We start from the raw sequence: 25952 nt of genomic DNA, 5'->3' as shown, positions 1-25952 counted from the left end.
TCCGCACAACGTCAGGGAGGAAACGTGAGAGTTCTGTTCGTCGGCGCGGGGAGTCCCGCCATCGTCTTCGGCCTGGTTCCGTTGGCGAACGCGTTGCGCAGCAACGGACATGAGGTCCTCGCGGCGGTCAACCGGCCGTCCGTGCCGATCGCGGCCGGCGCAGGGATGCCCGCCGTCGCCATGGTCGAGCACGACATCTGGCACTACGTGTGGCAGGACCGGGCCGGCAACGAGCGGACGTTCGTCGAGGGCTACCGCGAGGAGTTGGAGTTCACCGGCGGGTGGTTCGCGCACCTCGGCGCCGACGGGTACGAGTACCTGCGGGCACTGACGGAGCATTGGCGACCGGACCTCGTGGTGGGGGGCCGGATGTGTTACGCGGCGCCGTTGCTCGCGGCGCGTCTCGGGGTGCCGCACGTGCAGGTCGCCTGGGACTCCGGGGACTGGCCGTGGACCGACGAGGGCGCCCGTCCGGTACTGGCCCCGGAACTGCAGGAGCTCGGGCTGGCCGACCTCCCGGCCCCCGACGTGCGGATCGAGATCTGCCCGCCTGCGCTACGGGCACCGGATGACGGGGCGACGCTGATGCGGTGGACCCCCGGCAACCTCCAGAAGGAGGTCGAGCCGTGGATGGTGACCCCGCCGGCACGGCCCCGGGTGTGTCTGACCGCAGGCAGCCGGGCGAGCGAGGAGCGCAGTCTGGACTTCCTGCTCGCCGCGGTCGAGAGTCTGCGCGTGCTGGACGTCGAGATCGTGATTCCCGCCCCGGAGGAGCTGGCGGCCGCGCTCCGCGAACGCGTCCCCGACGACGTCCGGACCGGGTGGGTGCCGCTCGATGTGCTCATGCCGACCTGCAGCCTGGTCGTGCACCACGCCGGCGGCGCCACGACGATGACCGCCGTCGACGCCGGCGTGCCCCAGTTGGCCATCCCGGAGACCGTCGCGTTCGGCCCGCCGGTGCAGCGGCTGGCCGACTACGGCGCGGCGATCGTGCTGAGCGCGGCCGACGCCACGGCAGAGGCGGTCGCGGCCGCATGCGGCACGCTGCTCACCGACGAGGGCTACCGCGAAAGGGCCCGACAACTGGCGGGGCAGCTGCACGGGTTGCCGACCCCGTTCGAGATCGTCCCGCAGCTGGAGAAACTGGTGTCCGAGTCCGCCGGAGATGTCTGATTCCCGGCGGTCGGGACGGTCGCGCGGGTGAATCTTCCGCAACCGCCCGTCGATCTCACTTGACTTAAACATATGTTCAATCACCAGCGTGGTGGGTGTCCAACGACGCGGGCGGCGGTAGACCCCGTCGCCGGCACGTGAGAGAGCAGGAACGCACTATGTCCGCAGCCACCCCCACGCTGGAGATTCGCACCAGCCGACTGCCACTGACCGTCCTGTTGCTGGCCTCGACGCTGACCGTGATGGCCGGCGCGATCGTCTCGCCGGTACTGGAGCTGATCCGCGGCGACCTCGGAGTCCAGGGCACTGCGGCCGGCCTGATCGGCACGGCCCACGGTCTGACCATCGCGGCCGCGAGCCCGTTGGCCGGGTGGATGATCGACCGCTGGGGCGTGCGAGCGCCGCTGATCGGCGGGTTGATCGTCTACGGCCTCGCCGGCGGTGCCGGCGTCGTCACCGAGTCGTACGAGGCGCTGCTGGCCAGCCGCTTCATCTTCGGCCTCGGCGCGGCGGCCGTGTTCGCCGGCACGACGGTGGCGCTCATGGAGTTCTACCGGGGCGCCGAGCTGGACCGCGTGATGGGCTGGCGGTCCTCGGCCATCAGCCTCGGCGGGATCCTGTGGCCGATCCTGGCCGGCGCGGTCGGCGGCATGTCGTGGCACGCCCCGTTCGCGATCTACCTGATCGGCGTGCCGCTCGGCGTGTTCGCCGTGCTGTCCCTGCCGAACACGGCGCCGGCCCCTCCCAAGGAACGGGCCGAGGTGAGCATGTGGACGCTGCTGACCCCGGGTCTGCTCGGGTTGTACGGCCTGCTGTTCGCGACGTCGATCCTGCTCATGGGTATCGGTGTCTTCCTGCCGCTGCGCCTGGCGGAGGTGGGGGTCACCGACCCGCTGATCGTCGCGATCATCGGCGTGTCGATCTCGGTGGCCATGACCCTGGTCGGTCTGGTGTACGCGAAGTTGCGCGCCGGGCTCGGCTACACCCGCCTGCTGCGGGTGACGGGTCTGACGTGGACGGCGGCGTTCCTGATCGTGGGTGTCGTCGACGAGCCGTACCTGATGGCCGTGGCGCTCGCGTTGTTCGGCATCGGTACCGGTATCGCGATCCCGGCACTGACGGTGCTGATCGGCGAGCGGGTGCCCGCGGCGCTGCGGGGCCAGGCGCTCGCCGCGACGGGCACCGCCACGTTCCTCGGCCAGTTCCTGTCGCCGCTGGTGCTCGGCCCGATCATCGACGCCACCACGATCAAGACGGGCTACCTCGTCGCGGCCGCGTTCAGTGCGGTCATCCTCGCGGCCCTGTTGCTGGTCCGGTTGGCGGAGCAACCCGCCGAGGACAACGACCGGACCGGTGAGGCCGACGAGACCCCGGAGACCGAGGAGGCCCGCACCTGACGCGGTGACCTTCGCAGCTCGTCACATCACCTCGAAGGAGCGCCGGTGCGCGTACTGATCACGACGTTTCCCAACAGATCCCATCTGTTGACCATGATTCCGATCGCGTGGGCGCTGCGGAACGCCGGGCACGAGGTGCAGATCGCGGCGTACCCGTCGCTGGTCGACGAGGTGATCGCCGCCGGCCTGACCCCGGTGCTTGTCGGCGACGGCGAGGACGGGACGGTCCGAACTCTCGGCGAGGAGTCGTTCGACCGCGTCGAGGAGCAGCTGGCCGAGGTCGATGCGGAATGGCAGCTGGCCGCCGAGGACCGGCGGAGTTGGGCGGTGCTGCGGAACCGGATCCTGCCCGCGATGGCGTACTTCTGCCCGCCGCTGCCGGCCGAGGCGCCGCAGCGGACCGCGACCGACGACCTCGTGGCCTACGCGCGGTCCTGGCGGCCAGACCTCGTCCTGTGGGACCCGGCCATGGTGGGTTCGCCGGTCGCGGCGCGGGTGTGCGGGGCGGCGCATGCGCGGGTGCTGTGGGGGCCGGACTACTTCGGATGGGTCCTCGGGCTCGCACGGTCGGGTTCGCCGGGTGCGCGGCTCGCCGCCGAGGCGGTGGCCGGGCTGATGCGGCCGCACGCGGAGCGGCACGGGGTGGAGTTCGACCCGGAGACGGTGCTCGGCCAGTGGACCCTCGACCCGATGGCGGCGCCGTTGCGGTTGCCGAGTCCGGCGCGCTCCATCCCGATGCGTTGGGTGCCCTACAACGGTTCGCGGCCGGTGCCGGACTGGCTCCGCGAACCGCCCCGGCGGCCGCGGATCTGCATCCCGGCGGCGACCACCGGTTACGAACGGGACTGGCAGCGGGTCTCGCTCGGCGATGTGCTCGAAGCGGTCGCCGAGTCCGACGTCGAGGCATTGGTGACGATGAATTCGGCTCAACGGGCGATGCTGCCGCGCATCCCCGACAATGTCCGGACGATGGAGTACCTTCCCCTGAGTCAGATTCTGCCGACCTGCTCGGCGATCATCCACCACGGCGGCGACGGCACCGCGGCCGCGCCGCGAACTACCGAATCCCCCAACTGATCGTCCCGCTGACCGAGTGGAACGAGGAGCTCACGGGGGAGTACGTCGCCGAACGCGGCGGCGGGGTCGTGGTGGGAAGGGAGGGACTGTCGGTGCCGGAACTGCGCAAACAACTGTTGCGGGTGATCACCGAACCGTCGTTCCAACTCGGTGCGGGCGAACTCCACGCCGATCTCGTCGCGGCGGCTCGGCCGGGTGATCTGGTGCCCGCGATCGAGGAGCTCACCGCGCTGCACCGGGCGAAGGCACAGCGATCGGAACACGACAAGGCACGCCCCGCCAACACGGGGTGAACGCCGGATTATGGGAGAGGGATCGGTGAAACCGGTAACCGTACACTTTGTACTCGATGTCATCTGCTCGGCCTCGTACGTCGCCTTCACGCGCTTCGGGCGGGCCGTGGACCGGTTCACCGCGGACGGCGGGTCCTGCGAACTGACCGTGCTGCCGTTCGAGCTCGCGCCGGGGGAGCAGGAACACGGCCGCCCACTGCTCGACGAACTCCGCGAACACTTCGGGGAGGAGGCCATCGCCCACGCCCGGCAGATGGCGGTCGACGCGAAGGCCGACGGGGTCGTGCTCGACTACGACCGCGCGCTCGGCGCAGGCACGTTCGAGGCGCACCGGTTGATCCGCCAGGCCGCCGAGCAGGGGAGCGGCCGCGCGATGACCGAGCGGCTGTTCCGCGCGCACTTCACCGACGGCCTCGACATCGGCGACACGGCGGTGCTGGGCCGGATCGCGCAGGAACTCGATGTCTCCTTCACCACCGACGGGGCGGACGAGTTGCGCGCCGAACTCGACCGGGTCCGGGCGATGGGCTTCCGGTCGGTTCCGCATGTGCTGCTGCCCGACGGCAAGCAGCTGTCCGGGGTCCGCGCCGAGGACGACTACTACACGGCGTTGACCGGCGCATAAGACAACACGCGACACGCAGCGAGGGCGATCCACCGAAGCCGGTGGGTCGCCCTCGCTGCGTGTCGGTCCGACCGACACATCATCGGCGCCGCCGGTGACCCTGGCGAGGAGGTCTCCGTGTCCGTTGACGACGAATCCGTGGGTATCGGGGTGCTCGGCTGCGCCGACGTCGCCGATCGGCGGGTCCTGCCCGCCGTCGCCGCGAGCCGCCGCTGCCATCTCGTGGCCGTCGCGAGCCGGACCGAGAGGAAGGCGCGGGAGTTCGCCGAACGCCACGGAGCGGAGGCGATGACCGGATACGCGGCACTGCTGGAGCGCGACGACGTCGACGCCGTCTACCTCCCGCTGCCCTCGGGGCTGCACGCCGAGTGGATCGAGCGTGCCCTGCGTGCGGGAAAGCATGTGCTGGCCGAGAAACCGCTCACCCTGGACGGGGACACGACCGATGCGCTCCTGACGCTGGCCGAGGAATCCGGCCTGGTGCTGCGGGAGAACTTCATGTTCTGCCACCACCCGATGCACGGCGCGCTGCGCGACCTCGTCGACGACGGCGCGATCGGCGAGCTCCGCTCGTTCTCCTCGACGTTCGCCATCCCCGCACGGCCCGAAGGGGACATCCGCCACCGCCGTGAGCTCGGCGGTGGGGCGCTGCACGACACGTGCGGGTACCCGGTGCGGGCGGCGCAGATGTTCCTCGGCCCCGCGCTCACCGTGCACGGGACGGTGCTGCGCGAACCGGAGACCGGAGAGGTCGATCTCGGCGGCGCGGCGCTGCTGGCCCGACCCGACGGGGTGTTCGCCCAGGTCCGATTCGGACTTGCCGACGCCTACACGTCGGCGTACGAGATCACCGGGAGCACGGGACGCATCGAGGTCTCGCACGTGTTCACGACGCCGGTCGGACACGTGCCGGAGGCGCGCCTCGTGACCTCCCACGGCAGCGAGCCGGTGACGTTGCCCGCGGCCGACCAGTTCCGGGCCGCGGTCGACGCGTTCGCCGGCGCGGTCCGGAAGGAACCGGACCTGCCGGAATGGGGCCACGGCGCCATCGCCCGCCAGGCGAGGTTGATCGACGCGATCCGGACGCACGCCCGTCCGGTGCACGCGAGGTAGGCGGTACCCGCGGCACGGCCGCGGACCAGGCCGATCAGAAGGATTGTCATGGACGAGGATGCTCATGGACGTTGAGACAACCGCGATTCCCGATGTCTTCGTGTTCCACCCGAAGAAGATCCTCGACAATCGTGGTGATTTTTTCGAGGCCCTGCGGTTTCCGCACCTCGAGGAGTTGACGGAGCGGCCGTTCCGCGCGGCGCAGGTGAACTACTCGACCTCCCGGCGCAACACCCTGCGCGGGATCCACAGCGTGACGGTGCCGCCCGGGCAGGCCAAATTGGTCAGTTGCGTACGCGGCGCCGCCCGGGACGTCGCCGTCGACCTGCGCCTCGGGTCCCCGACGTTCGGCGTGCACCACAGCACGATCCTCGACCCCGACCGCGCCTGCACCGTGTACGTGCCCGAGGGTGTGGGACACGGGTTCCTGACCCTCACCGACGACACCGTGATCTGTTACGTGCTGTCGTCGGTGCATGTGCCGGGAACGCAGATCGACATCAACCCCTGGGACCCGTCGCTGAACCTCCCGTGGAAGGCCGTGGAACCGGTCTACATCTCGGACAAGGACCGCGCGGCACCGAGTGTGGCCGAGGCGGAACGGGACGGACTCCTGATGACCTGGCCTGGCCCTACCCTCAGCAAGGGGACATCATCGTGACCGACCAGATCTCCGACTTCCACAGTTGGTACGACGAGCGTGCGAGACAACACGAGTACGAGGTGACCAAGGCTCCGTTGGAGAGCCTGGGCGGATGGCGGATCGACGGAGACACCGGCGACGTCGTCCACGAGACGGGACGGTTCTTCTCCGTCCGGGGACTGCATGCCAAGACAGCCGCACGCGGGCCCGGCGAGTGGTCGCAGCCCATCATCGTGCAGCCGGAGATCGGCATCCTCGGCATCGTCGCGACGGTGGCGCGGGGCGAGGTGCACTTCCTGATGCAGGCGAAGATGGAACCGGGCAACATCAACCGGATCCAGTTGTCGCCGACCGTGCAGGCCACCCGCAGCAACTACCAGAAGGTCCACAAGGGCAAGGACGTTCCGTACCTCGACTACTTCCGCCCGCCCCGGCACGGGGGATGGGTGTACGACGCGTTGCAGTCCGAGCAGGGCTCGTGGTTCCTGGCCAAGCGGAACCGCAACGTCATCGTCGAGATCGACGAGCAGGTTCCGGCGCAGGACGATTTCCGCTGGGTGTCGCTGACCGAGATGTCGGCGTTGCTGCGCGAACCGAACCTCGTGAACATGGACGCGCGCACGGTGCTGTCGGGCCTGCCGTTCCTGCTGTCGGGGCTGGGCCGGGTGTCCGGTCTCGGCACCGAACTCAGCGGTGGGCGTGTCGAGCGGGCCCGGCACTCGACCTCGGAGCTGCTCAGCTGGTTCACCGAGGCGAAATCGCGGCACGAGATCGAGCGGCGGCTCGTCCCGCTCGGCGAACTGCCGGACTGGTCGCTGCGCGGCGGCGAGATCGTCCACCGCGAGGGCAAGCACTTCGCGGTGATCGGGGTCGACGTGGCCGCGTCCGGACGGGAGGTCGCACGCTGGTCGCAGCCGCTGTTCGAACCGCAGGGACGTGGCGTGATCGGTTTCCTCGGACGCTACATCGACGGCACGTTCCACGTTCTGGTGCGCGCCGAGGCCGAGGCGGGAACGCACGACACGGTGGAGATGGCACCGACGGTGAGCTGCATTCCCGACAACTACACCGGAAGTCTCGCCGCGTACCGACCGGCCTTCTTGGACGACCTGCTGGGCGCCCCGGAGAGCCGGACACTGGTGGACGTCGTGCATTCGGAGGAGGGCGGCCGCTTCTACCACGCGGAGAACCGGTACCTGATCGTCGACGTCGGCGAGGACTTCGATCTGGACGTGGACGACGACTTCTGCTGGATGACCCTGAGCCAGGTCACCTCGTTCATCCGGCACGGCAATCACGTCAACGTGGCCGCCCGCTGTCTCATGAGCTGCATCGCCGGGGAGAAGGCCACGTTGGCCGCCGCGGTGTGATCCAGTGTCGTTGTCGTCCCCGGTGAGGATCGGTGTCCCATGCCCATGTTGTCGGTGATCACGGCCGCGTACGCGCCGAAGGCGGCCTTCCTGGCCGAGACCGCGGAGAGCCTGGCCGACCAGAAACTCCCGGACGACTGGGAGTTCGAGTGGTTGGTGCAGGAGGACGGCGCCGAGCCGGCACTGGAGTCCGTCGTCGGGCGGGTGGCAGGGGTCCGCTACGCGGCCAACGGAACCCAGGCCGGCATCGCGGGCACCCGCAACCTCGCGCTCGCCCGGGCGCGGGGTGAGCTGGTGCGGGTCCTGGACCACGACGACGTCCTGCTGGACGGAGCACTCGCGAACCCGCTCACGCGCCTGGCCGACGAGCCGGCGTTGGGCTGGGTCATGACGGCCGCGGGGGAGATCGACGAGACCGGTGTCCGGTCCGGCGGGGCCGCGCCCGCCCGGACCGGCTCGGTGCCCCGCGGCACGGTCGGCGCGGTCACCGATGTCGGTGGGTCGTGGTCGCAGATGTGTGCGGGACTGACGGCGCGGACGGACCTGGTCCGAGCGCTGGGTGGGTGGATGGCGGCGCCGAGGTCGGAGGACGTGGGTCTGATGACGGCGCTGGCGGAACTGTCGGACGGCTACGTCGACGACGAGGTCGGTTGGTTGTACCGCAGACATCGCGCGCAGACCCACCTCGAGGCCGATTGGCAGGCGCGCGGTGATGCCGCGGTCCGGATGATCGACCAACGCCTGGCCGCGCTGCGGTCCACGGGGATGTCCGTCCGGAGCGCGTGAAGCGCTCGGCGTGCGCGGTGGCCGGGGCGGTGCGGTAGCGGGTCTGGGGTGCCGGCCGAGTGAGAGATCCGAAGTCGAGACGGAAGGTCGTGATCACGATGTTGCGCAAGGTGCTCGTCGCGGACCGCGGTGTCACCGGTGCTCGGATCGTCAGAACGTGCGAGGACCTGGGGCTGAGCGCGGTGGCCGCGGCCGCGTGCGAGGCGACGGGTTCTGCGGCGACGGCGGATGCGCTCGTCGCCGCGGCGGACGAGGCCGGCGCCGATGCGGTCCACCCCGGACACGGACCGCTCGCGTGCGACGCCTCCGTGGCCGCCGCCGTGCTCGACCACGGCCTGGCGTGGATCGGGCCGCAGCCGAGCGCGGCCCGCCGACTGCTCGACTCCGCCGCCGTGCGGGCGAGTGCGGCGCGCGCGGGCGTCCGGACCGCGGTGGGTGCCGGGCCCGGCCCCGTCCGCAGGGTGGACGCCGAATGCCTCGCGGATGCCGCGGGGACGGTCGTGGTCGTGTCCACCCGGGACCGCACGCCGGGACACCTCGGCGGGCCGATCGTGGAGGAGGCACCGGCACCGTTCCTGTCCGGCGAGCATGAGGCCGTGCTGCGCGGCGTCTGCACGGCCGTGCTGCGGGACGCGGGCTACGTCGGGATCGCGACGTGCTCGTTCACGGTGTCCGGTGCCGGGCCGGTGTCGTTCGTGGACGTCGCGGCCGGGCCGGCGCGCAGCCGGGCGGTGGAGCAGGTCGCCGACGTCGACGTCGTGTTCGAGCACATCCGCGTGGTCGACGGCCATCCGTTGACCTACGACCGGCTACCGGCCCACGGCCACGCGCTCGCGCTCCGAGTCTGTGGCGGCGCGGACACGATCCTCGTCTTCGGTGCCGACCGGGACGTCGTGCTGCGGCGCGCCGCTGATGCGCTGGAGGATCCGCGGGTGGGCGGCGGAGCGCCGCCGGCGGCCGCACCGTGGCAGCCCGACCGGCTGGCCGAGGCCGGCTGACGATCGACAACCCAGTGGGGGACCGATGCTCGCGTCGTTGCGCGTAGCCAACTTCCGTCTGTACGCGATCGGGCAGATCCTGTCGTTGCTCGGTACGTGGATCCAGCGGGTGGCCCAGGACTGGCTGGTCTGGCAGATCTCGGACGGCAGTCCCGTGGCCCTCGGCCTGGCCGTCGCGTTGCAGTTCGTGCCGATGCCGGTGTTCACGCTGTGGGCGGGCGTACTGGCCGACCGGCTGGACAAGCGCACGCTGATCATTCGGCTGCAGTACGTCGTCGGGTCCTGCGCGGCGCTGTTGGCGGTCCTGGATCTCACGGGCGCGGTGCAGTTGTGGCACGTGCTGGCCCTGTGCCTGATCCTCGGGTGTGCCAGCGCGGTCGAGGTTCCGGTGCGGCACGCGTTCGTGATGGAGATCGTCGGCAGGGACACCGTCACCAACGCGGTGGCCGTCAACTCGATCATCTTCAACTCGGCGCGGGTGGCGGGGCCCGCAATCGGTGGTTTCCTGATCCTGCTGATCGGTACCGGGTGGTTGTTCGCGCTGAACGCCGCGAGCCTGATTCCGGTGGTCATCACGTTGTGGTTGATGAATCCCGACCGGTTCCACCTCGACGGTCCGGACCGGACGTCGAGCTACCGGCTACGGGACGTCGTGTGGCACGCGTGCCGGCATCGGGACCTGTCGATGGTGCTGGCGTTGGTGCTGACGGTGGGCACGCTCGGTAACACGTTCACCACGTCGATCCCGGTGCTGGCGGGCAGTGTGTACGGGCTGGGCGCGGACGGTTTCGGCCTGTTGCACACGGCGTTGGCGGTGGGCACGTTCAGCGGTGCGCTGCTGTGCGCGTGGCGGTTCACCCGGGACGGCCCGAACCACCGGCGGTTCGTCACGGCCGCGGCGGTGCTGGGGGTCGCGCAGCTCGGTGCGGCGCTGGCGCCGTCGCTGGTGTGGTGTGTCGTCGGCCTGGTGATCGCCGGGGCCGGCCAGATGGTCTTCACGCTGCTGGCGAACGCCGCCGTGCAGCTGACCGTGGCGCCGGGTATGCGAGGCCGGATGATGGCCCTGTACCTGTTGCTGCTGCTGGGCGGCGCGCCGTTGGGTGCGCTGCTGGCCGGTGTGCTCGCCGAGCACGTGTGGCCGCAGGCGCCGCTGTTGCTCGGCGGTGCCGCGTGCGCCGTGGCGGCACTGATCGCCACCGGTGCGGGCTACGCCCGCCGCGGCTCGGGACCCGAGCGCTACGACTCCGAACGCGAGGAGTCCGAGAGCTACGAGTCCGAGGGCTACGAGTCCGAGGGCTACGAGTCCGAGTCGAGTGTCGCGCCGGCCTCGCAGAGCAGCGCGTCGGAGCCGAGCACCTCGAGATGACTCTTGAGTTCCTCGACGCGCTGCTGTGCCTCGGTGACGAGTCGGTTCGCGATGCGGTCCCAGTGGTCGGGGGACGGGTTCGGCGGCAGGCCGTCGAACAGCGCCGCGATCTCCTTGATGGTCAGCCCCACGCGCTGGGCGAGCTTGGCGACCTGCACGCGGCAGCCCGCGGAGTCGTCGAAGCGGCGCTGGTTGCCCGGCGTGCGGACGGCCTTGATCACGCCGTGCTTCTCGTAGAAGCGCACCGCCGACGGCGCGATGCCGGCGACCTCGGCCACCTCGCTGACGGACAGGTGCTCGCCGGTCGGCGCCGGCCTGGTCACGGTCGGGCTGGTCACCGTCATGGGTGTCATGCCGTTAGCCTAGGCGACCGCCGGGTTGACTTCAACATATGTTCAAGATCGAGGATGGGTTCATGACTGAAGACAAGATCTCCGTAGCTGTCATCATCGGCAGCACCCGCCGTGGCCGTTTCGGCCCGGTCGTTGCCAACTGGTACGCCGCCGAGCTCGGCGGCCGTGACGACGTCGACGTCGACATCATCGACCTCGCCGAGGCGAAGCTGCCCGAGACGATCGGCGACTTCCACGAGGAGCCCGAGGCCCCCGTGACCGAGCTGGCGCCGCGCATGGCGGCCGCCGACGCCTTCGTGGTGGTGACTCCCGAGTACAACCACAGCTACCCGGCCAGCCTCAAGACCGCCATCGACGCCTACCTCGACGAGTGGAAGGCCAAGCCCGTCGCGCTGATCTCCTACGGCGGCATGGCCGGTGGCGTGCGCGCCGCCGAGCACCTCCGTCAGGTGTTCCCCGAGGTGCACGCGACGACGATCCGCAACACCCTCAGCTTCCACAACTGCTACGACCTGTTCGACGACGAGGGCCAGCCGACCGACCCCGAGACCGCCACCGCGGCCAAGGGCATGACCGACCAGCTCCTCTGGTGGGCCCGCGCACTGCGCACCGCCCGCACCCAGGAGACCTACGACTTCTGAAGACCCCGCGGCCGAAGGGGCGCGCGCCGTCCACCGTGGACACGGTGGTCCCGTGGGCCCGGGTCGAACGACCGCAGTGCCGCGCCACCGCGGTGCCCGTCCGGACGATTGTGTGCCGGCAGGGCACCGCGGTGGTCGCATTTCCAGAATCCGCATCGCGGAAAAGCGGCCGACAACCATTCGGCGCCGCCGGGGTAATCGGAACGATCGCACTGGTCCGGGTTAACTGTCACGCGGCGTGACGCGTGTGTGCGGTGCGTCGTGGCGAATGGAGCATTGCGGCACCCGGGTCTCGTCGCTATGGTGCGACCATAGCTGTGGAGCGAGCGATACAGAGGTGTATGCATGACGTTCCCCTCGCGAGGCGGGTTGCCGAACGCGGCCGCCCCGGCACGGGCATTGCCAGATATCCACGATACGGAATGCAATCCTCGCGGGAAGTCGGAAGTCGACGACAGAGTCCATGGCGGACTTTGTGGAATCGTATTGTCGATACCTGTAGCGGATCCCTAGACCAGCTTCCACGGACGACCGAATCACCGTACGACAAACGTGCGGCGGGCTTTTGAGGCAACACGGCACAAGGCAATACGGCTTCAAACACGGCGGCTTTCAGACACGACGAGGTGTCGAAGGGTGTGTTTCGCATGGAGAATCTGGCCGTTCTGAGTCTCATCGCGCTGGCCCCACTGGCCGCGGTGGGTGTGCTCCTGGTCGGGTTCCGATGGCCGGCGAAATACGCGATGCCCGTCGGCTTCGTCGCTGTCGTCGTCATCGCCTCGGCGATCTGGGACGTCGAGGCCGCGGTCATCGCCGCGGCCAGCGTGGAAGGTCTCGTCCTGGCGTTCGGGATCCTCGCCATCGTGTTCGGTGCCCTGTTGTTGCTGGGGACACTGAGCAAGAGCGGCGGTCTCGCCACGATCCGGGCGACGTTCACCAGCATCAGCCCCGACCGGCGGGTGCAGGCCATCATCATCGGCTGGCTGTTCGGCTCGTTCATCGAGGGCGCGTCCGGATTCGGCACCCCCGCCGCCGTCGTCGCACCGCTGCTGTTCGCGCTCGGCTTCCCGGCCATGGCCGCCGTCATGGTCGGGCTCGTCATCCAGTCCACGCCGGTGACGTTCGGCGCCGCCGGCACACCCGTCATCACGGGTATCGGCGACGGGCTCAGCGGCAGCGCGGCCGTCGACGACCGACTGCGCGTGCTCGGCATGGAGATGCCGGAGTACGTCGCGCGCGTGGCCATCGACGTCGCCCTCATGCACGCCATCATCGGCACCCTCATTCCGCTGTTCCTGGCCTGCATGGTGACGGGCTTCTTCGGCGAGCGCCGGCGGTTCGGTGACGGACTGGGCGTCTGGAAGTTCGCGTTGTTCTCCGCGTTCGCGATGACCGTGCCGTACGTCATCTTCGCCATCGTGCTCGGCCCGGAGTTCCCCGCACTGCTCGGCGGACTCACCGGCCTGGCGATCGTCGTGACCGCGGCGCGGCGCGGACTGTTCATGCCCGCACAACCGTGGGACTTCCCCGACCGCGAGCAGTGGAACCCGCGGTGGATGGGCACCCTCGAGCCCGAGACCGAGGTGCCGTCGCGGCGGATCAACCCGCTGCTGGCCTGGACGCCCTACGTGCTGCTGGCGCTGCTGCTCGTGGTGACCCGCACCGTCACCCCGGTCCAGGAATTCCTGACCGGCATCACGATCGACTTCGAGAACATCTTCGGCACGGAGATCAGCGAGAGCATCGAGCCGCTGTATCTGCCCGGGTTCCTGCTCATCGTGGTGTGCATCGCGACCTACGGACTGCACCGCATGCGCACCACCGAGATCCTCGGCTCGTGGCAGATCGCCGGGAAACAGATCTTCGGTGTGGCCGTCGCACTGCTGTTCGCGGTCCCGCTGGTGCGCGTGTTCATCAACTCCGAGATCAACCTGTCCGGCTACGAGAGCATGCCGTTGACCATCGCCGAGGGCGTCGCCGCCATCACGGGTGGGAACTGGCCGTTGCTGGCCCCGGCGATCGGCGCCCTCGGCGCGTTCGTGGCCGGCTCGAACACGATCAGCAACATGATGTTCTCGCTCTTCCAGTTCTCGACCGCCGAACAGGTCGGTCTCGCGCCGGAGAGCGTCGTGGCGTCCCAGGCCGTCGGTGGTGCCGCGGGCAACATGGTCACCGTGCACAACGTCGTGGCCGCCTCCGCCACCGTGGGCCTGCTCGGCCGCGAGGGCGACATCATCCGCAAGAACCTGATCCCGCTGACCTACTACGTGATCTTCGCGGGTTGCCTGGGATACGTGTTCGCCTACGGCCTCGGACTCAACATCGGCACGCTCCTGATCGGGGCGCTCGTCGCGGGTATCGCCGCGACCGTGTGGTTCCTGCGCCGCCGGCGGTGACACGGCGGCCGGCGGTCGGGTCGCCGGCAACGGAAAGGGCTCGCGCTCCCGAAGGAACGCGAGCCCTTTCGCCGTGCGAGTGCTGCTAGCGCATCAGGCCGTGGCGCGGGCGGCGGCGCGGCCGGCCTGACGGCCGGAGAACAGGCAGCCGCCGAGGAACGTGCCCTCGAGCGCGCGGTAGCCGTGCACGCCGCCACCGCCGAAACCGGAGACCTCGCCCGCGGCGTACAGACCGGGGATCGGCCGGGCCTGCTGGTCGAGCACCTGTCCGTCCAGATTGGTCTGCAGACCGCCCAATGTCTTACGGGTCAGCAGGTTCATCCGGATGGCGATCAGCGGACCCGCGTCGGGGTCGAGGATCTTGTGCAGGCGGGTGGTGCGGATCAGGCTGTCGCCGACGTAGGCCCGCGAGTTGCGGATGCCCATCACCTGTTCGTCCTTGGTGAAGTCGTTGTCCACCTGGCGATCCCGCTGCACGAGCTGCCTCTCCAGGTCGTCGGCGTCGAGCAGGTTGTCGCCGGTGAGCTGGTTCATCCGGGCCACGAGTTCGCGCACGGTGTTGGCCATCACGAAGTCCTCGCCGGAGTCCTGGAACGCCTTGACCGGCGGCGGCGTGTCGTTGAGCGCCCTGCTGGCGAGGTAACCGGCCATGTCCTTGCGGGTCAGCTCCGGGTTCTGCTCGGAACCGGAGAGGATGAATTCCTTGTCGATGATCCGCTGGTTCAGCACGAACCACGAGTAGTCGTGGCCGCTGTCCTTGATCAGCTGCAACGTACCGAGGGTGTCGTAACTGGGAACGCCGGGGTTGGGGAACCGGCGTCCGGTCGCGTCGAACCACATCGACGAGGGCGCCGCCAGCACCCGGATGCCGTGATCGGGCCAGATCGGGGAGTGGTTGGCAAGCCCCTCGGTGTAGTGCCACATCCGGTCGCGGTTGACCAGTCGCGCACCGGCCTGCTCGGAGATGCCGAGCATCCGACCGTCCACATGGGCCGGAACGCCGGTGATCATGCGCTTCGGCGGGGCGCCGAGCCAGTCCGGCCAGTTCTGCCGCACCAGATCCTGGTTGCCGCCGATGCCGCCGGACGTCACGATCACCACGGGCGCGTGCAGCTCGAAATCCCCGACCCGCGTGCGCGAGCTCGGCGTACCGCGCTCGGCGTTGCTGGGTTCGAGGATTCCGCCCCGAACCCCGTCGACGACACCGTTCGTCACCGTCAGCTCGTCCACCTGGTGGCGGAAGCGGAACGACACCAGGCCCTCGTCGGCGGCCTTGCGCACCTTCTTCTCGAACGGCTCCATCACACCGGGTCCGGTGCCGAGCGTGAGGTGGAAACGCGGCACCGAGTTGCCGTGCCCGTCCGCATGCTGACCGCCGCGCTCGGCCCAGCCCACGATCGGCACCCACCGCACGCCCATGCCGTGCAGCCACGAACGCTTCTCCGTGGCGGCGAACTGGAGGTACGCCTCGGCCCATTGTGCCGCCCAGTAGTCCTCGCCCTGCGGATCGTCGACGCCCCGGTCGAAACCGGCGGTGCCGAACCAGTCGGCGCGCGCGAGCTCCAACGAGTCGCGGATACCGGCCAGCCGCTGTTCCTTGGAGTCGATGAACAGCAGCCCGCCCAGCGACCAGAACGCCTGCCCACCCAGGCTGGCCTCGGGCTCCTGGTCGAGCAGCAGCACCTTGCGGCCCTGGGCCACCAGTTCCGAGGTCGCGACCAGTCCGGCGAGACCACCACCCACCACGATCGCATCGGCGTCGTCACCGCCCGCGCCCGGCGCCGCGCCCGCACTGCTTGCCGTCATCACGGGGATGGCCGCACCCACCGCGGCCGCACCGGCGCCGACCAGCACCGAGCGCCGCGTCACCGTGCCGTTCTCGGGATCGTTCATGATGTCCTCTCCGCGGTTGCGACTGCATCGTCAGCGCGTGCGACACCCGGCACACTCGGTCCTCGGCAACCGCACCGCCGTCAATAAACACGGTTCACATGACCGGGCACAAGGCCTCCGGGCCATCTGATACGAAACAGATTCACGTTCTGGGGAGGCGCGCGGGTGCGCTGACGACCGCCCCACGGGGGCGTCGACCTGCGGGTGCACGAGCCGGGAGGGGAAAGGTGCGCAAATAAAAATTCACCCGGCGAACCGGGTGAATGATCTGTGTGTCCGAGGGGGGACTTGAACCCCCACGCCCTTTACGGGCACTAGCACCTCAAGCTAGCGCGTCTGCCATTCCGCCACTCGGACTTGCTGGGGAATAGAGTAGCGGACGGGTCCGCCCGCCGGAGTAGGGGGGTCGGCGGAGTCGACCACATGTGTCTCACCTGCATCAACTGTCACAGATGGTAGGAAGGTGGGCGTGACGGAGAACCTGATCGAGGCGGCCGCCGACGAGGCCGTGACTCTCACGAGCGAGCTCATCCGCATCGACACGACCAACACGGGCGATCCCGAGACGGTCGTGGGGGAGCGCGCCGCGGCCGAGTACGTCGCCGAGAAGCTCACCGAGGTCGGGTACGAGATCGAGTACGTCGAATCGGGCGGGGCGAACCGGCACAACGTCATCGCACGGTTGGCCGGCGCCGATCCGTCGCGGGGTGCCCTGCTGGTGCACGGCCACCTGGACGTCGTCCCCGCGGATCCGGGTGAGTGGTCCGTGCACCCGTTCTCGGGCGCCGTGCAGGACGGCTACGTGTGGGGCCGCGGCGCCGTCGACATGAAGGACATGGTCGGCATGACGCTGGCCCTCGCGCGGCACTACAAGCGCAACGGCATCGTCCCGCCGCGCGACATGATCTTCGCGTTCCTGGCCGACGAGGAGGCAGGCGGCAAGTACGGCGCCCAGTGGCTCGTGTCGAACCGGCCGGAACTGTTCGAGGGCGCCACCGAGGCGATCAGCGAGGTCGGCGGCTTCTCGATCACGCTCAAGGACGACGTGCGGGCCTACCTCGTCGAAACCGCACAGCGCGGGATCCGCTGGATGCGGCTGCGCGTGCGGGGCACGGCGGGCCACGGATCGATGATCCACCACGACAACGCCGTCACGAAGCTGTCCGAGGCGGTCGCGAAGCTGGGCCGGCACCAGTTCCCGCTCGTGGTCTCCGATTCGGTGCGCGAGTTCCTCGACGGCGTCACCGAGATCACCGGCTGGGACTTCCCCGAGGACGACCTCGAGGGCAGCGTCGCGAAACTCGGCAACATCTCGCGCATGATCGGCGCGACCCTGCGCGACACCGCGAACCCGACGATGCTCGACGCGGGCTACAAGTCCAACGTCATCCCCTCGGTCGCCGAGCGTCCGTCGACTGCCGCATCCTGCCGGGCCGCGTCGAGGCGTTCGACCGCGAACTGGACGAACTGCTCGGTCCCGACGTCGAACGCGAGTGGATGGAACTGCCGCCCGTCGAGACGACGTTCGACGGGCCGATCGTCGACGCGATGACGGCCGCCGTCCTCGCCGAGGACCCGGGCGCCCGCACCCTGCCGTACATGCTCTCGGCCGGCACGGACGCCAAGTCGTTCCAGCGCCTCGGCATCCGCAACTTCGGATTCGCGCCGCTGCAGCTGCCCGCCGACCTCGACTTCTCGGCGCTGTTCCACGGCGTCGACGAGCGGGTCCCGGTCGATGCACTCAAGTTCGGCGTCCGCGTGCTCGACCGTTTCTTCCGATCCGCCTGAGTCATCACCGGCCCCGCTGGCAGCCGTCGCGCCACCGCCCCGGTGGCCTCGGACCGGTTACTCCTCGGCGAGTCCGGGGGTGTGTCCGTCGGTCAACTGTTGGGCGAGCTCGGCGACCTTCATGTTCAACTGCTGCGAGGTGGTGCGCAGCACGTCGAACGCCTCGTCGGCCGACAGCCCCCGGCGTTCCATGAGGATGCCCTTGGCCTGGCCGATCACGTCGCGGGAGCCGATCGCGCGGCGCAACTGTTCGCGCTCGAGCGCGGCCCGGGTCACCGCGTCGGTGTGGGCCAGGGCGAGGGAGGCATGAGTGGCCAGCAGTAGGGCGCTGTCGGCGGTGCCCGGACCGAAGGCCGCGGGCTTCTTGGCGTAGATGTTGAGTGCCCCGGTGATCTGCGGTGGCCGGTGCGTGGGGAGCAACGAGGTCGCCAGGAGCGAGACCACACCGAGCTCACTCGCTGCCGGTCCGAACCGCGGCCACTGGGGATCGCGCGAGAGGTCGTTGCTCGCGGCGAGCGCGGGCCCGTCCGGATCGGCGGCCGACAGACACGGGCCCTCGTCGAATCGGTACTGCAGCCGGTCGATCTCCGTCGCCAGTTGGTCGGTCTCGACGGGCGTGAAGAACTCGCCCTGGGGATCGCGGAGGGTGACGCTGACGAGCTCGGCACCGGGTATGACCCGCCAGCACGCGTCGACGACCCGTTCCAGGACCTCGGACACATTCTCGGAAGCCAGCAGCGAGCGGGTGAAGGTCGTGAAGTGCTCGGCCACCTCGACGGGACCGTCCGGCTGCGGCGCGGCTCCCTGCGCGCCGGTCGAAGGTCGGTTCATGAAGCGTGCCCTCCCCGTGGTCCGTCCCCGTCCGGGACGTGCCGGTGTCGCTCGCGGTCCGTGCTCGGCCTCGGCCGGCCATCGTATGTCGTACTCCGGACGGTACGCCCGCCAGCGGCGTCGCACCCGGACCCGACGCGGAATCCCCGACGTGGTCGGCGATGTCCGTCGTGTCGCTGAGTGGAGTGAAAATTCGGCCGACTACGCGTCGGTCGGTGTCGGCACGACCGCTGCGGTGGGTGACCGCCGCGGGCGCGCATCCGGCAACGGTCCGGTGCGGCGAGGCGACGTGCGGTGGCGGCGCGAGCATCGGCAGGGTTCACGCACCGTGCGCGGACACCTCGGCGATCGGTGCATGCGCCGATGTCAGCAGGGCCGACGACCTCGTACCGCAGGCGGGCCGCTGCTACGGTGAACGGGCGCGGTCAAGAAGGCGCCGCCTCGCGGACGTCGCAGGAGCTCGGGGCTCCGGCACGTCTCACACGGGACTTCGAGTCCCGCTGTATCGCATAACGCGGGTGGGCCTGGTACGCGCATTCCCACCCGTGAGTTCGTCGACGGCGAATCCGGGGAGGCGGAACGGGTATGGGGCAGATGCTGGAAGTGCGCGGCATCCGGTTTCACGAGCGGGTCGAGGTCTGCGAGGCCGTGGGCGAACTCGACCTGGGCACGGCGCCGCTGCTCGAGGATCAATTGAGGCACTACCGTATGCGGGATCTGGCACTGGTGGTGGTGGATCTGTCGCGCGTGGACTTCTGTGCGGTCGCCGGTGCGCGGGTCCTCGAGCAGGCCAGTCTGGATGCGAGCGAGGACGGCAGGCAACTCGCCGTCGTCGGCAGTGCTCCCGTGCGTCGAGTGGCCGCCCTGGCGGGCCTCGACACGAGCGTCGCCTGGCGTCCTTCGGTGGCGGACGCGGTGCACATCGCCGCCGGCGTCGTCGCCCTGCGGGAGCGGTCTGCACGGGAACACGCCGCGCGCCGGGACGTCCGGAGCGCGGCACAGGCCGGTGCCACGGAGGAATCCGCATCGCCGGCCGCCGACGCGTTCACCCGCTCGGCACCTGCGTGGGGCGGTTCGCCGTGGACCGACGCCGTCGGTGCCGGCCCCGCGTGGGCCGAAGGCGGCCCGCCGGGCCGGCCCCGCGCGGCGGGTGCGGGCTGACGCGTGTGCGGGTCAGCGGGTCTCGCGGCCGCACATGCGGTCGTGGCACCGGTTGAGGTCACGGACGAAGGACCGCACGTGAGCGAACAGGCGCATCATGATCGGTTCCTTTCTTCGGAGAGGAATTGTGGAAACGTCCCGCTGCTGGAACCGATCAACGGTTACCCGACGCCGATGGGGCGCACACGTGTTCTCCGCGTGCCGGAACTCGGTGCTTCCGTCGGTGCCCGCGTGCTCGCCCGTTTCTTTCGGTACGCCTGATTTTCGCTGGTCGGTGGGACCGGCACGGGGGAGTCGCGTCGGCCGGCCGGGGCGGCGTGCGTAATACTCGGCCGCGATGGACCCGATCTACTTCGCGCTCGTCGGCATGGTCGGCGCGCTGGTGTCGACCGGCACGATGCTGCTCATCGCGCACAACCGCACCGGCACCGTCGCGGCCGTCGGCATGACGAAACGGCGGATGGTGCTCGTGTCCCAGGCACCGCCGCAGGCGCTCTACGGCTGGCTCACGCAGTACAGCCCGGACGGCTACAAGATCGAGGACGTCGACCCGTCGACCGGGCGGTTCGTCCTGTCGTCGCGGCCCACGCTGTTCTCGTGGGGTTTCTTCTTCCCGGGCGTCGTGTACGCCGACCAGTACGGCAGCCGGCTCGAACTGGGCATCACCTCGCGCGCCGTGCAGTGGGGACCCGTCGTCACCAAGGCGCACCGCAAGCTCGCCCACGAGCTGGCCGCCATGACCAACAGCCGGGTCATCGAGAACTGAGCGGATCGGGCGTGGTCAGCCGGTGACGGCCTGCCGGCCGATCCGGCGCACCTCGGCGAGACCGTCGGCGAGCGTGCGATCCCCGAGGACGCCCAGCACCGCGTCCTCGGCCTCGGCGTTGAGCCGGCTGAAGAACTCCGCGGTGTTGCCGGTGACATCGCACCTGGCATCGCCGTCCGGGCGGCAGGCCCACAACGGCTTGTCGTCGACCGAGCAGCGGTAGATCTCCGCCAGGGTGATCTCCGAGGCAGGCCGCGCCAGTCGCGCGCCGCCCGCCCGGCCCTTCGTCGACTCGACCAGGCCCGCGCGCACGAGCGGCACCAGCAGTTTGCGCACCAGGCTCGGGTTGGTGTCGAGCACCTCGGCGAGCTGGGCGGAGCTCGACGTCGCCGGCTCGGTGCCGTCGCTCTCGTCGGCCGCGCAGGCCAGGTAGAGCATGGCCTTGAGGGCGCTGGAGAACCTGATGTCCAGCACGGTCCCCGTCACCGCCCTTCCCTGCGTCGTGGCTCGTCGTAGCGCGAGTTTACCCGCGCCGTCCCGAGCCACCGGAAATGGTGTTCGACACAGTTACAGTTTCGCCGCCGATCTGTACCTTTGACGGGAGCATTTTCTCCGACCGACAGGAGCAGCATGTCCACTCGCGCGGCACAGGCCCTGGCCCGCCCGCTGACACTCGGTTCGGCCGAACTGCCGAACCGGATCGTGATGGCGCCGATGACCCGGGGCTTCTCGCCGGACGGCATCCCCGGCGACGACGTCGTGGCGTACTACCGCCGCCGCGCGGCCGCCGGTACCGGGCTGATCATCACCGAGGGCACCTACATCGACCACCCGTCCGCCGGCGACATGGCCGATGTGCCGCGGTTCCACGGACAGGAGTCGCTCGCCGGCTGGAAGCGCGTCGTCGACGCCGTCCACGCCGAGGGCGGGACGATCATGCCGCAGCTGTGGCACATCGGCATCCAGCGGGCGGCGGGCAAGCCGCCGGTGCCCGAGGCGCTGTCCGTCGGCCCGTCCGGCATCGCCCTGGACGGCACCGAGGGCGCGGGCGAGGCGCTCTCACTCGCCGACGTCGAGCGTCTCGTCGAGGCGTTCGCCGAGGCGGCCGCGCACGCCGAGCGGATCGGGTTCGACGGCATCGAACTGCACGGTGCCCACGGCTACCTGATCGACCAGTTCCTGTGGGAGCGCACCAACCGGCGCACCGACGTCTACGGCGGGGACGCCGCCTCGCGGACGCGCTTCGCCGCCGACATCGTCCGGGCCGTGCGCGAGCGCGTCTCGGCCGATTTCCCCGTGCTGTTCCGGTTCTCGCAGTGGAAGGCCGACCACTACGACGCGCGGCTGGCGACCACCCCGGACGAGCTGCAGTCGGTGCTCGGCCCGATCTCGGAGGCCGGCGTCACGGCGTTCCACGCCTCCGGCAGGCGGTACTGGGAGGCCGAGTTCCCCGAGCACGACGCGGAGCTCAACATCGCGGGCTGGGCGCGCAAGGTGACGGGCAAGCCGGTCATCACCGTCGGCTCGGTCGGTCTCGACGCCGTCTTCGGCATGGACACCTTCCGCGGCGCGGGCGCAGGCGTGGAGAGCATCGAGCGCCTGCTGGAACGGTTCGAACGCGACGAGTTCGACCTCGTCGCCATCGGCCGCGCGCTGCTGGCCGACCCCGAATGGGGACAGAAGGTCCTCGAGGGCAGGGAGAACGAGCTCGTGCCGTTCACCAAGGCCGCCCTCAAGAACCTCCACTGAGGACGGTCGTGGGCCCGCGGCGGTGCGGCACCGCGGGCCCACGACTCACGTCCGCTCGGCCTTCTCCTTCTCGTACCGGTCGGTCATGGTCGCGACGGCCTGCAGCTGGGCGGCGGCGTAGTCCTCGCGGATGTCGCGGGCACGTTGCCGCGCATCGCGCGTCTGCTGCGCATGCGTGACCGGCCCACCTTGGAAGTGCGGCATCACGTGCTGGGCGATCAGCTCGTACGACCGTTTCGTCGCCTCCGGGTTGGCCCATTCGTGGGCCAGCAACAACATGCAGCCGAACCCGCCCGACTGGTCCCACAGCTTCTGCACCTGGGCCCTGGCGTCCTCGACGGTGCCGATCGCGCCGATGCCCGCCTCGTTGATGAAGTCGATCATCTCGCGGAGCCGGTCGCCCTCGACGGCCATCTGCGGGAACGCCGCGGTGTGCTGGAAGTAGTCGAACCATGCCTCGATGCCGTGCTCGACGTCGCGGTAGGCCTGTTCGCGGGTCTCGGCGACGTGCATCAACCCGACGAGCCGCCAGTCCCGCCGCGACACGGTCTGCTCGTAATGGGCGGCGCGTTCCTCGACGACGTTCCAGTGGTGGGCCAGGGCGTCGAAGCCGTCCTGCGTCATCGTCGCCCCGATCGACAACAGTCCCGCGCCGTACCGGCCGGCCAAGCGCGGCCCGGTGGGTGAGGCGACCGCGGCGACGGCGATGTCGAAGCACGGTTCGGTGTAGGGCCGCAGGTGCAGCCGGGCGTCGACGAGCGTGTGCGTGCGCGTCCGTTCGGTCACGGTCTCCCCGCGCAGGAGTCGCATGATGATGTCGAGGTCGACCTCCATCAGCTCGCGGGTGTCGGTGGGCGTCAGGCCCAGCATCATCGAGTCGGTGGGCAGGGAACCCGGTCCGCAGCCGAGCATCGCGCGCCCGCGGGTGAGGTGGTCGAGCAGCACCATGCGCTCGGCCACCCACAACGGATTGTGATAGGCGATCGAGGTGACGCCCGTGCCGAGCTTGATGTGCCGCGTGCGCTCGGCGGCCGCGGCGATGAAGATCTCCGGCGACGCGATGAGCTCGGTGCCGGCCGAGTGGTGCTCGCCGATCCACGCCTCGTCGTAACCGCAGTCGTCGAGATGCCGGACGAGGTCGAGGTCGCGCTGCAGGGCCAGGGTGGGGTTCTCCTCGGCGGGATGGAACGGGGCCAGGAAGGTGCCGAACCGGAGGCGGCTCATGGTCTGCCCACCTTTCTCGTCGTCGAGCGGTGCCTGGTGACCTCGGTGAACCTAGGGCGCGCCGCGGGGTCGCGGGTGTCCGGATCATCGACAGTCGCCAGCCCTAGCGCCCGCGGGCGTTGGACATGATTGCCACACGAGTCCACAGCGGTTTACATTATGGCTCTGGATGTCCACCTCGATGAGGAGGCCGACGATGAGCGACGGACGGAGCGCGCCGGTGGCGGGAGCCGCCGGGGAGCGCGTCGAGGAGTGGACCGACCACAAGCGATACCTGTGGCTGATCGGCCTGGTCGTGCCGTCCCTGGTGTTCGCCGGCCTCGGCCTGCACGCCGCCACCGGCTGGGGCGTGTGGTTCTGGATCGGCCCGATCGTGATCCTCGTCGTCGTGCCGCTGCTGGACCTGGTGGCGGGCCTGGACCGCAGCAACCCGCCCGACGACATGATCGACGAGCTCGAACGCGACCGGTACTACCGCTGGATCACCTACGCGTACCTGCCCATCCAGTACGCGGGATTCGTCGTGGCGCTGTGGCTGATCGCGCGCGGCGACCTGTCGGTCGTGGACAAGGTCGGGCTCGCCGTCACGGTCGGCTGTGTCGGCGGCATCGGCATCAACACGGCTCACGAGCTGGGCCACAAGAAGGAAAGTCACGAACGCTGGCTGTCGAAGATCGCGCTCGCGCAGAGCTTCTACGGACACTTCTACATCGAGCACAACCGCGGTCATCACGTGCGTGTGGCGACCCCGGAGGATCCCGCCAGCAGCCGGGTGGGGGAGAGCTTCTACCGATTCTGGCCGCGGACGGTCGCGGGCTCGCTGCGGTCGGCGTGGCGACTGGAGCGTAAGCGCTACGCCCGGCGGGACCGGCATCCGTTCCGTATCGGCAACGACGTGCTCAACGCGTGGCTGATGTCGGCGGTGCTCTGGTCGGCGATGATCGCGTGGCTCGGCATCGGGGTCCTGCCGTACCTGCTGATTCAGGCCCTGGTGGGGCTGTCGCTGCTGGAGATCGTCAACTACATGGAGCACTACGGCATGCTGCGGCAGCTGCGGGGGACGCCGGAGCGGCGGCGCTACGAACGGGTCGATCCCAGCCACAGCTGGAACTCGAACAACATCGCGACGAACGTGCTGCTGTACCACCTGCAGCGGCACAGCGACCACCACGCCAACCCGGTGCGGCGGTACCAGACCCTGCGCGACTTCCCCGAATCTCCGGTCCTGCCGACCGGCTACGCCGGCATGATGGTCCTCGCGCTGGTTCCGCCGCTGTGGCGCCGCGTGATGGATCCGCGCGTGCTCGCCCATTTCGGCGGCGACATCACCCGCGCCAACATCGAACCCCGGAAACGGGCGAAAGTACTGGCGCGGTACGGCGGCTCCGCGGCCTCCGGAACGCAACCCCTGGCGGGTCCGGACGAGCCGCGCGGCGACGCCACCGACGGCGGAATGTGCCCGGGATGCGGCTACGTCTACGAGGAGGCCACCGGCGACCCCCGCGAGGGCTTCCCCGCAGGCACCCCGTGGTCGGCGATCCCGGACTCGTGGTGCTGCCCCGACTGCGGCGTGCGGGAGAAGATCGACTTCGTCGCGCCCAGCCGCGCCGGCGCGTGACCGCCGCACCGGCGCCTACGATGGCGGTCATGGGTGAGGCACTCGGGTCCGGCGGATCGGGCGGCGGCCAGCACCGCTCCGCGATCATCGCGGCGGCGATCGAGATCACCGGCGACGAGGGCTGGTCCGCGGTCACGATGGCCAGGCTCGCCGACACGGTCGGGGTCAGCCGGCAGACGGTGTACAACGAGGTCGGCTCGAAACCCGGCCTGGCCGAGGCGATGGTCGCCCACGAGGCCGACCGGTTCCTGGGCGTCGTGCGCGGCGCGTTCGGCCGGCACCCGGGCGACCTGCCCGAGGCGATCCACGACGCCGCCCGCGACGTGCTCGACCTCGCCAGCGGGAACGCGCTCGTGCGCGCCGTCGTCGCGGCCACCCCCGGCGCGGACACCGAATTCCTGCCCCTGCTCACCACCCGCGGCGACACGCTCGTCGCCGAGGCCGCGAAGGTGCTCGCCGAGCACGTGCGCGCCTACCGCACCCGGCTCACCGACGAACAGACCGACGTCCTGGTCGACACACTCGTGCGCACCGTGCTCAGCCACATCGTGCAACCGTGCCGCACCCCGGCGCAGACCGCCGACGGCCTGGCCTGGCTCACCGCCCGCCTCCTCGACGAAGGGCCGAGCCCGACCCCGCTGCGGTACCGCTGATGTCCCGGATCTTCCGGGCCACTGTGGACGGATGGTCG

22 protein-coding genes, 1 tRNA gene and 2 pseudogenes are annotated in these 25952 nt (G+C 70.0%); 19 read left to right on the top strand and 6 right to left on the bottom strand.

Features of this window, described 5'->3' with window-relative positions:
• The first annotated feature begins 24 nt into the window (after positions 1 to 24).
• The 10 genes and pseudogenes from BJF85_RS01460 to BJF85_RS01415 all read left to right on the top strand — a co-directional run bounded on the left by BJF85_RS01460 (position 25) and on the right by BJF85_RS01415 (position 10841).
• The gene (locus tag BJF85_RS01460) at positions 25 to 1173 is read left to right on the top strand and encodes a nucleotide disphospho-sugar-binding domain-containing protein (RefSeq protein WP_075845415.1); all 1149 of its coding nucleotides are present in this window, start codon (positions 25 to 27) and stop codon (positions 1171 to 1173) included.
• A 158-nt stretch (positions 1174 to 1331) separates the two neighbouring features.
• Positions 1332 to 2570 carry an MFS transporter gene (locus BJF85_RS01455; protein WP_075845414.1) on the top strand — a complete coding sequence of 413 codons (1239 nt, stop codon included), beginning with the start codon at positions 1332 to 1334 and terminating at the stop codon, positions 2568 to 2570.
• A 93-nt stretch (positions 2571 to 2663) separates the two neighbouring features.
• Positions 2664 to 3940, top strand: a pseudogene (locus BJF85_RS01450) (nucleotide disphospho-sugar-binding domain-containing protein).
• Between the two features lie 25 nt (positions 3941 to 3965).
• Complete coding sequence (locus BJF85_RS01445) at positions 3966 to 4565, top strand: DsbA family protein (protein ID WP_158056735.1); 600 nt, start codon at positions 3966 to 3968, stop codon at positions 4563 to 4565.
• Positions 4566 to 4682: 117 nt separating this feature from the next.
• On the top strand, positions 4683 to 5678 hold the full coding sequence (locus BJF85_RS01440) for a Gfo/Idh/MocA family protein (RefSeq protein WP_255375312.1): 996 nt from the start codon (positions 4683 to 4685) through the stop codon (positions 5676 to 5678).
• Positions 5679 to 5742: 64 nt separating this feature from the next.
• Positions 5743 to 6339: a dTDP-4-dehydrorhamnose 3,5-epimerase family protein gene (locus BJF85_RS01435; protein ID WP_075845458.1), complete on the top strand. Its 597-nt coding sequence runs from the start codon at positions 5743 to 5745 to the stop codon at positions 6337 to 6339.
• Positions 6336 to 7691, top strand: coding sequence for an NDP-hexose 2,3-dehydratase family protein (locus BJF85_RS01430; RefSeq protein ID WP_222844413.1), 1356 nt, complete (start codon positions 6336 to 6338; stop codon positions 7689 to 7691). The genes BJF85_RS01435 and BJF85_RS01430 overlap by 4 nt, the downstream gene beginning before the upstream one ends.
• A gap of 39 nt (positions 7692 to 7730) precedes the next feature.
• Positions 7731 to 8477, top strand: a complete 747-nt coding sequence (locus BJF85_RS01425) for a glycosyltransferase (protein ID WP_075845412.1) — start codon at positions 7731 to 7733, stop codon at positions 8475 to 8477.
• Between the two features lie 98 nt (positions 8478 to 8575).
• Positions 8576 to 9475 (top strand): biotin carboxylase N-terminal domain-containing protein, encoded by a 900-nt coding sequence (locus BJF85_RS01420; RefSeq protein ID WP_255375319.1) that lies wholly within the window; start codon positions 8576 to 8578, stop codon positions 9473 to 9475.
• A gap of 25 nt (positions 9476 to 9500) precedes the next feature.
• The gene (locus BJF85_RS01415) at positions 9501 to 10841 is read left to right on the top strand and encodes an MFS transporter (RefSeq protein ID WP_075845410.1); all 1341 of its coding nucleotides are present in this window, start codon (positions 9501 to 9503) and stop codon (positions 10839 to 10841) included.
• On the opposite strand, the gene BJF85_RS01410 is transcribed toward BJF85_RS01415, so the two are convergent.
• Positions 10772 to 11185, bottom strand: coding sequence for a MerR family DNA-binding transcriptional regulator (locus BJF85_RS01410; RefSeq protein ID WP_075845409.1), 414 nt, complete (start codon positions 11183 to 11185; stop codon positions 10772 to 10774). The two genes, BJF85_RS01415 and BJF85_RS01410, sit on opposite strands and share 70 nt — an antisense overlap.
• A gap of 71 nt (positions 11186 to 11256) precedes the next feature.
• Here BJF85_RS01410 and BJF85_RS01405 point away from each other — a divergent pair, with 71 nt between their 5' ends.
• Both BJF85_RS01405 and BJF85_RS01400 read left to right on the top strand, forming a co-directional pair.
• A complete protein-coding gene (locus BJF85_RS01405) occupies positions 11257 to 11835 on the top strand; it encodes an NADPH-dependent FMN reductase (RefSeq protein ID WP_075845457.1) in 579 nt (192 codons plus the stop codon).
• Positions 11836 to 12482: 647 nt separating this feature from the next.
• On the top strand, positions 12483 to 14231 hold the full coding sequence (locus BJF85_RS01400) for an L-lactate permease (protein WP_075845408.1): 1749 nt from the start codon (positions 12483 to 12485) through the stop codon (positions 14229 to 14231).
• A gap of 93 nt (positions 14232 to 14324) precedes the next feature.
• Here the strand turns inward: BJF85_RS01400 and BJF85_RS01395 are convergent, their stop codons facing one another.
• Both BJF85_RS01395 and BJF85_RS01390 read right to left on the bottom strand, forming a co-directional pair.
• Complete coding sequence (locus BJF85_RS01395; RefSeq protein WP_222844417.1) at positions 14325 to 16037, bottom strand: FAD-binding dehydrogenase; 1713 nt, start codon at positions 16035 to 16037, stop codon at positions 14325 to 14327.
• A 360-nt stretch (positions 16038 to 16397) separates the two neighbouring features.
• Positions 16398 to 16481 (bottom strand) — tRNA-Leu (locus BJF85_RS01390).
• A gap of 112 nt (positions 16482 to 16593) precedes the next feature.
• Here BJF85_RS01390 and BJF85_RS30970 point away from each other — a divergent pair.
• Positions 16594 to 17912: pseudogene (locus BJF85_RS30970) on the top strand (M20/M25/M40 family metallo-hydrolase).
• 57 nt (positions 17913 to 17969) lie between these two features.
• On the opposite strand, the gene BJF85_RS01380 reads toward BJF85_RS30970, so the two are convergent.
• The gene (locus tag BJF85_RS01380) at positions 17970 to 18743 is read right to left on the bottom strand and encodes a GAF and ANTAR domain-containing protein (RefSeq protein WP_075845406.1); all 774 of its coding nucleotides are present in this window, start codon (positions 18741 to 18743) and stop codon (positions 17970 to 17972) included.
• A 585-nt stretch (positions 18744 to 19328) separates the two neighbouring features.
• On the opposite strand from BJF85_RS01380, the gene BJF85_RS01375 reads away from it, so the two are divergent.
• The 3 genes from BJF85_RS01375 to BJF85_RS01370 all read left to right on the top strand — a co-directional run bounded on the left by BJF85_RS01375 (position 19329) and on the right by BJF85_RS01370 (position 20670).
• Positions 19329 to 19904, top strand: coding sequence for an STAS domain-containing protein (locus BJF85_RS01375; RefSeq protein ID WP_075845405.1), 576 nt, complete (start codon positions 19329 to 19331; stop codon positions 19902 to 19904).
• A 78-nt stretch (positions 19905 to 19982) separates the two neighbouring features.
• The gene (locus tag BJF85_RS26990; protein ID WP_139320409.1) at positions 19983 to 20165 is read left to right on the top strand and encodes a hypothetical protein; all 183 of its coding nucleotides are present in this window, start codon (positions 19983 to 19985) and stop codon (positions 20163 to 20165) included.
• A 76-nt stretch (positions 20166 to 20241) separates the two neighbouring features.
• Positions 20242 to 20670, top strand: a complete 429-nt coding sequence (locus BJF85_RS01370; RefSeq protein WP_075845404.1) for a hypothetical protein — start codon at positions 20242 to 20244, stop codon at positions 20668 to 20670.
• Between the two features lie 15 nt (positions 20671 to 20685).
• Here BJF85_RS01370 and BJF85_RS01365 read toward each other — a convergent pair whose 3' ends face one another.
• The gene (locus BJF85_RS01365) at positions 20686 to 21156 is read right to left on the bottom strand and encodes an Rrf2 family transcriptional regulator (protein ID WP_255375311.1); all 471 of its coding nucleotides are present in this window, start codon (positions 21154 to 21156) and stop codon (positions 20686 to 20688) included.
• A gap of 144 nt (positions 21157 to 21300) precedes the next feature.
• On the opposite strand from BJF85_RS01365, the gene BJF85_RS01360 reads away from it, so the two are divergent.
• Entirely contained in the window at positions 21301 to 22419 is a 1119-nt protein-coding gene (locus BJF85_RS01360) for an NADH:flavin oxidoreductase (protein ID WP_075845403.1), read from the top strand.
• Positions 22420 to 22464: 45 nt separating this feature from the next.
• Here BJF85_RS01360 and BJF85_RS01355 read toward each other — a convergent pair whose 3' ends face one another.
• A complete protein-coding gene (locus tag BJF85_RS01355; RefSeq protein WP_075845402.1) occupies positions 22465 to 23643 on the bottom strand; it encodes an LLM class flavin-dependent oxidoreductase in 1179 nt (392 codons plus the stop codon).
• A 196-nt stretch (positions 23644 to 23839) separates the two neighbouring features.
• On the opposite strand from BJF85_RS01355, the gene BJF85_RS30865 reads away from it, so the two are divergent.
• Together BJF85_RS30865 and BJF85_RS01345 are read left to right on the top strand one after the other, a co-directional pair.
• Positions 23840 to 25261, top strand: coding sequence for a fatty acid desaturase (locus BJF85_RS30865; protein ID WP_075845401.1), 1422 nt, complete (start codon positions 23840 to 23842; stop codon positions 25259 to 25261).
• Positions 25262 to 25281: 20 nt separating this feature from the next.
• Complete coding sequence (locus BJF85_RS01345; protein ID WP_075845455.1) at positions 25282 to 25914, top strand: TetR/AcrR family transcriptional regulator; 633 nt, start codon at positions 25282 to 25284, stop codon at positions 25912 to 25914.
• The last annotated feature ends 38 nt before the right edge of the window (positions 25915 to 25952 follow it).

Source organism: Saccharomonospora sp. CUA-673, assembly GCF_001942305.1.
In the GTDB taxonomy this organism is placed as follows: Bacteria; Actinomycetota; Actinomycetes; order Mycobacteriales; family Pseudonocardiaceae; genus Prauserella.
This window is presented reverse-complemented; position numbering and strand designations above follow the sequence as displayed.